The 5,689-nt window shown below is 37.7% G+C and carries 5 protein-coding genes and 3 tRNA genes; 5 read left to right on the plus strand and 3 right to left on the minus strand.

Annotated elements, in window-relative coordinates:
• Positions 1-1,231, minus strand: a 1,231-nt coding sequence (dacB, locus tag ACJML3_RS01945; protein ID WP_406020155.1) for a D-alanyl-D-alanine carboxypeptidase/D-alanyl-D-alanine-endopeptidase, incomplete at its 3' end; no start/stop codon positions are given.
• 254 nt (positions 1,232-1,485) lie between these two features.
• On the opposite strand from dacB, the gene fabV reads away from it, so the two are divergent.
• Positions 1,486-2,682 carry an enoyl-ACP reductase FabV gene (gene fabV / locus ACJML3_RS01950; protein WP_406020158.1) on the plus strand — a complete coding sequence of 399 codons (1,197 nt, stop codon included), beginning with the start codon at positions 1,486-1,488 and terminating at the stop codon, positions 2,680-2,682.
• Between the two features lie 79 nt (positions 2,683-2,761).
• Here the strand turns inward: fabV and folD are convergent, their stop codons facing one another.
• On the minus strand, positions 2,762-3,622 hold the full coding sequence (gene folD, locus ACJML3_RS01955) for a bifunctional methylenetetrahydrofolate dehydrogenase/methenyltetrahydrofolate cyclohydrolase FolD (protein WP_219936337.1): 861 nt from the start codon (positions 3,620-3,622) through the stop codon (positions 2,762-2,764).
• A 55-nt stretch (positions 3,623-3,677) separates the two neighbouring features.
• The gene (locus tag ACJML3_RS01960) at positions 3,678-4,520 is read right to left on the minus strand and encodes a sulfite exporter TauE/SafE family protein (RefSeq protein ID WP_406020160.1); all 843 of its coding nucleotides are present in this window, start codon (positions 4,518-4,520) and stop codon (positions 3,678-3,680) included.
• Positions 4,521-4,775: 255 nt separating this feature from the next.
• On the opposite strand from ACJML3_RS01960, the gene ACJML3_RS01965 reads away from it, so the two are divergent.
• The 4 genes from ACJML3_RS01965 to ACJML3_RS01980 all read left to right on the plus strand — a co-directional run.
• Positions 4,776-4,852 (plus strand) — tRNA-Arg (locus ACJML3_RS01965).
• Between the two features lie 28 nt (positions 4,853-4,880).
• Positions 4,881-4,956 (plus strand) — tRNA-His (locus tag ACJML3_RS01970).
• A 21-nt stretch (positions 4,957-4,977) separates the two neighbouring features.
• A tRNA-Leu gene (locus ACJML3_RS01975) sits at positions 4,978-5,061 on the plus strand.
• A 403-nt stretch (positions 5,062-5,464) separates the two neighbouring features.
• A partial coding sequence (locus tag ACJML3_RS01980; protein WP_406020162.1) for a hypothetical protein occupies positions 5,465-5,689 on the plus strand: 225 nt, incomplete at its 3' end.

Genomic DNA, 5,689 nt, shown 5'->3' on the forward strand with positions numbered 1-5,689 from the left:
TAGATCCTCTCCAGTGAAGTGTACCTGATTCATCAGCTACAGGCAGGAGCTTTATAAATTCAATCTTGTCATCATTCAGATTGATAAACTGAAGAATTTCAAGCATCTTGTGTGGTGTTACAAGATTATGTGGAGACAGACCGTTACCGTCAACCATATATGTGTTACCAAGATTAATAGAAGCATATTTGCTTAGAATTGATCTTATTGCCTGGCTGGTTCTACCATAGGTTGCAGGCAGTTTGTAATACTCATATGCCACTGTTTTTGCAATTGCATCTGCATACAGGTTGTTTGACTTGTACAGCATATACTTTGTAAGTTCACTTAATGGTTTTGATTCAATCATTGCATAAGTGCTATAGCCATCCTGTCTTGAGTGAGCAATCTTGATATCTGCATATTTAATATTTAGCTCTTTTAACAAATAAGCAGTCCAATCTACAGCCCACTGATCAGGATCTGTTACAGCAAGTGACAGTGGCCATGGCTTGTTGTTAGCTAAAACAGGTACACATCCTGTGATGTGATACTGATTTTTCTGGAATAAATCAGCCTGAAGTTCGCAGTTGCCACCGTATTTTCTTTGCTCGACACCGACTGCATCTGACGTGATAGTGATTGGATTTGAAGCTGATACAACAGGAGTAGCCACATGTCCAAGACCGTTTGGTTTTAGCTGAGCAAAAACGCAGTTTCTGTTGATGATTGCAGCTCCAGCAGGTGCTGTAAAACATATAGGAGCATCATCCCATGACCAGCCGTTTCCCTTTGAAAGACCTGCAAATCTTGAAACATCAATAATTACATCACCTGCAATTTTTGAAACATTTGCATTTTTAAGATTTCTAAGCAAAGTTCTGTAATTGTTTCCTGTAAAGCTAGGATCGCCTGCAAATCTAATAAGAACGTTACCTTTGAGAACACCGTTTTTATCAACAGACAGTTTTCCTTTAGAGTCTAATGATCCTGATGAAACCTCAAGATTTGTTTTGTATGTATAGTCATGACCAAGATATAAAATTGCACTCAGGCCTGTAACTACCTTGAGAGTAGATGCTGGATGCATATAGGTATCGAAGTTTTGACCATATATTTTGTTGTCATTTGGTCTTAAGTAGGCAACGCCTATCTGAGAGCCTGGAATCGGATTTGGATTTGCTGCAATTGCGAAAGTCTGAGCAGCATATAAGGAAGATAATAAGGTTAATATTTTTATAAACTTGTTCATTTTTTTTAACTGTTTGTTTAATTACTTTTCATTTTTGTGTCGAAACTAAGATTATACGCTCAAATAAATAGCAATGATTTAATTATTGATGACAAAGTTCAAAAATTAAGGATAGTTCTCAAACAATTTAATTATCAAAATTTCTGATATGCAATCTTGCAAATGTTAAAAGCAATCTATTCTATATGTTCTAAAATCTGATAAAATCACACATCAGAAAAAAACATCGCACAATGTGCAAGAGGAGATATTGAATGATTATTGAACCAAAAGCTCGTGGTTTTATCTGCGTAACAACTCATCCTACTGGTTGTGATGCAAATGTATTAGAGCAGATTAATCTTGTAAAAAAAGGTGGTGCCGTAGCAAACGGTCCAAAGAAGGTTCTGGTTATAGGTGCATCAACCGGTTATGGTCTTGCTTCACGTATCAGTGCAGCTTTTGGTTCTGGTGCTGCTACTTTAGGCGTGTTCTTTGAAAAGCCTGGTTCAGAAAAGCGTCCAGGTTCAGCTGGCTGGTACAACACCTGTGCATTTACAAAGTATGCAAAAGAAGCTGGCCTATATGCACGCAATGTTAATGCTGATGCATTCTCAAATGAGTGCCGTGATAAGGTTATTGAGATTATCAAAGAGGATCTAGGCCAGGTCGATATGGTTGTATATTCTCTTGCAGCTCCTGTTCGCAAGATGCCAGAAACAGGTGAAGTTGTAAGATCATCATTAAAGCCAATCGGTCAGACCTATACTTCAACTGCAATTGATACAAACAAGAATGAAATCATTACCGCTTCTTTAGAGCCAGCAACACAAGAAGAAATTGATAACACAGTTAAGGTAATGGGCGGTCAGGATTGGGAGCTTTGGATTGAGGCTCTTAAGAATGCTGGTGTTCTTGCTAACGGCTGTAAGACAGTTGCATACAGCTATATCGGTACTGAAATTACATGGCCAATCTACTGGCACGGTGCTTTAGGTAAGGCTAAAGAAGACTTAGACAGAGCTGCTAAGGCTAATAACGAGCGTTTAGCTTCTGTTAACGGTGAGGCTAAAGTTGCTGTATTAAAGAGTGTTGTAACACAGGCTTCATCTGCAATTCCTGTAATGCCTTTATATATTTCTCTTTGCTTCAAGGTAATGAGAGAGCAGGGCATTTATGAGTCAGTAATTGAGCATATTTACAGAATGTTCAAGGAAATTTACTCAAAGACTGTTGAAATCGACGATATGAATCGTATCCGTATGGATTCATGGGAATTACGTGACTCAGTACAGGGTAAGTGCAAGGAATTATGGCCTAAGGTTACAACAGAGAATCTGTTTGAACTTTCAGACTATGCTGACTACAAGAAGCAGTTCTTACAGTTATTCGGCTTTGAGGTTCCTGGTGTAGATTACTCAGCAGACGTAAATCCAGATGTTAAGATGGACAATCTAGACAGCCTGATTTAATGAAATCCAAATAAAAATGCCTGAGAGAACTCAGGCATATAAAAGAGGATCCAATAAAATGGATCCTTTTTTTTGTATGTTAGATGTGGCTTAAGTATGCAGTTACAGTGTTCTGCATTAAAGTTGCAATTGTCATAGGACCTACACCACCAGGAACTGGAGTGATGTAAGCTGCTTTCTTTGATGCGTTTTCAAAATCAACGTCACCACATAAAGAGCCATCTTCAAGACGGTTAATACCTACATCAATAACTGTTGCACCTTCTTTTACAAGGTTACCGTCTAAAAACTTTGCCTTACCTACAGCTACAACAAGAATATCTGCCTTTGAGATAAGCTCTTTTTGCTCTTCAGGCTTTGAGAATCTATGGGTTACTGTGGTTGTACAGCCAGCTAAAAGTAATTCTAAAGCCATAGGGCGACCAACGATGTTTGATGCACCAACAACAACAGCATTAAGGCCTTTTAGATCATTACCTAGTGTCTTGTGTAGAAGTGTCATTACACCGTGAGGTGTACATGCACAGATGTATGGAATTCTCTGTACAAGACGACCAACGTTGTATGGATGGAAACCATCAACGTCCTTGCTTGCACTGATACGCTCAACAACAGATGACTCATCAAGATGAGATGGTAGAGGGAACTGTACGAGAATTCCGTCAACCTCTGGATTATTGTTCAGATCATCAATAAGTTTATCTAACTGCTCTTGAGTTGTATTCTCATCTAAATCATATGCAAATGACTTGATACCAACTTCTTCACATGCTCTTCTCTTGTTTCTAACATAAACCTGTGATGCTGGATCAGAACCGACAAGCACAACTGCAAGACCTGGTCTGCGGTTGCCTTTAGCAACATTTTCATCTACTACTGATTTTAATTCAGTTCTCAGGTCTTTTGCGATAGCTTTTCCATCGATGATCTTTGCTGTCATGAGCTATATTTCTCCGTTAAAAAAAATAATGGTGCAATTGTATACGATTTTTATCCTATAAGTAATAGCTTAATCCTGAATAAAGCATTCTTGTACTGATTATGAATAAAGCAACTGCAAAAATTCTCTTTAATGTAACAGGTTTAATGCCTTTGCCCACGCTTACCCCAAGAGGTGCACAAAGGTATGAAACAGGTATTACGCATGCAGCTGCTAACACATTTACAAGACCAAATGTGCCAATAGGTGCATGTTCAGGAGTTGTGTTAGTAAGTAGCATCAAAATTGCACCTGGAACGCATACAAATAGTGATACTGCAGAAGAGGTTCCAATTGATTTATGTGGCTCAACAGAACAGGCATTTAAAACCGGTACTGTAAGTGTTCCACCACCAATACCAAGCATTGATGAGAAGCAGGCAATACAAAAAGCAATTATTCCCTGTCCGAATTTACCTGGTAATGATTCAAAAGCTGGTTTTGCCTTTGCTCTGAAAATGGTATTCAGAGAGTTTAGGATCATTATTGAACCGAATAGCAGTGTAAGCCAAGCACCTCCGAAAAACTTTGAAACCATGATACCTACAAGCACACCTAACAGCATGAATACAGACCATGCCTTTATTACTGCAAGATCTGTATTACCTTTTTTATACTGTGAGCGCGCTGCAGAAATAGATGTCGGAATCATGCAAAGAAGAGATGTTCCTGTAGCAACAACAATTGCAATATTAGGATCAATATGAAAGAAAACAGTAAATAGGATGTAGAAGCAAGGAACAAAGATAATTCCTCCACCAACGCCTAAAAGTCCTGCAAGAAAGCCTGCAATAACGCCACAGAGTAGTAATGAGATAAGTGTGATTACAAGTTCAGAAAAAGGTATACCTAATAACATTTTTATCACCTAAAAAAATTTTTTACAATTTTATCAGACTTCAAATAAAGTGGCTTAATTTTGTTAGAAATGAAAAGTCGATATATATGCGATTTGTAAAAAATAATGAAAAATTAAATAAAGAAAAAATAAAAAAATATGCTTAAAACCTAAAAAAAAGATTGACGATTATAGATTCCTCTTGTATCATACATCTCCGTTGAATCGCTCCACTAATACTGTGTAGCATATTCGGTTAGATCCTAACCATAGCTTGCGTCCTTAGCTCAGTTGGATAGAGCAACAGCCTTCTAAGCTGTGGGTCAGAGGTTCGACTCCTCTAGGACGCGCCAGTAATACGATTCAATGATAGCTTCGATGGTGGCTATAGCTCAGTTGGTAGAGTCCCGGATTGTGATTCCGGTTGTCAAGGGTTCGAGCCCCTTTAGCCACCCCATCTGATTCGAAGTTAGCTTTTGCGGGAGTGGCGAAATTGGTAGACGCACCAGATTTAGGTTCTGGCGCCTTCGGTGTAAGGGTTCGAGTCCCTTCTCCCGCACCACCAAATCAAAAATCACACCTTTTAATTCTCAAAAGTTACAAAAAGTATCAATTAGTTAATTGATTGATCATGTAATTTCTTTATTTTGTTCTAAATGATATTTTTTGATGCTTTGTGCACTATTTATATTTGTGATCGCATAAAGAGATCACAAAATTGCGATCACAATGCGATCACAATTTTGATAAAGTAAAGCATTAGTTTTTTTAATTTTGACTCGACTAATATATTAATCAGGGCGTACGCATGAATTTAATAAAAATCTTAATGTGATACAAGGATCAAAGCAATAAAAAAAATCCAGAATAACTGTGAGCTGAGGATCACTGTATTGCAATTTTGTTTGTGAACATAGAAATAATCTGATCAAATACTGAAAGTTTAGGCAAAATAAAGGTACATTATGTCAACAGCTTCAGTAAAAGAGACAGTAAGTTCACTCATGAAACAAATAAAAGTTACAGACTACAGACAGCAGTCAAAAGTAAAATTTCCTTTGCTACCAGCATTGTTCGCCATAGTAATAGCATGGTGTTGTAACTGCAAGAATGCAGTGGAAGTATCGGATTTTTTAAGTGTAAAAAAGAAGTACTTAGCACAGATTATAGAAGGACTTTCTGAAGAAGCG

Source organism: Succinivibrio sp. (assembly GCF_045124615.1).
Classification (GTDB): Bacteria; Pseudomonadota; Gammaproteobacteria; order Enterobacterales; family Succinivibrionaceae; genus Succinivibrio; species Succinivibrio faecicola.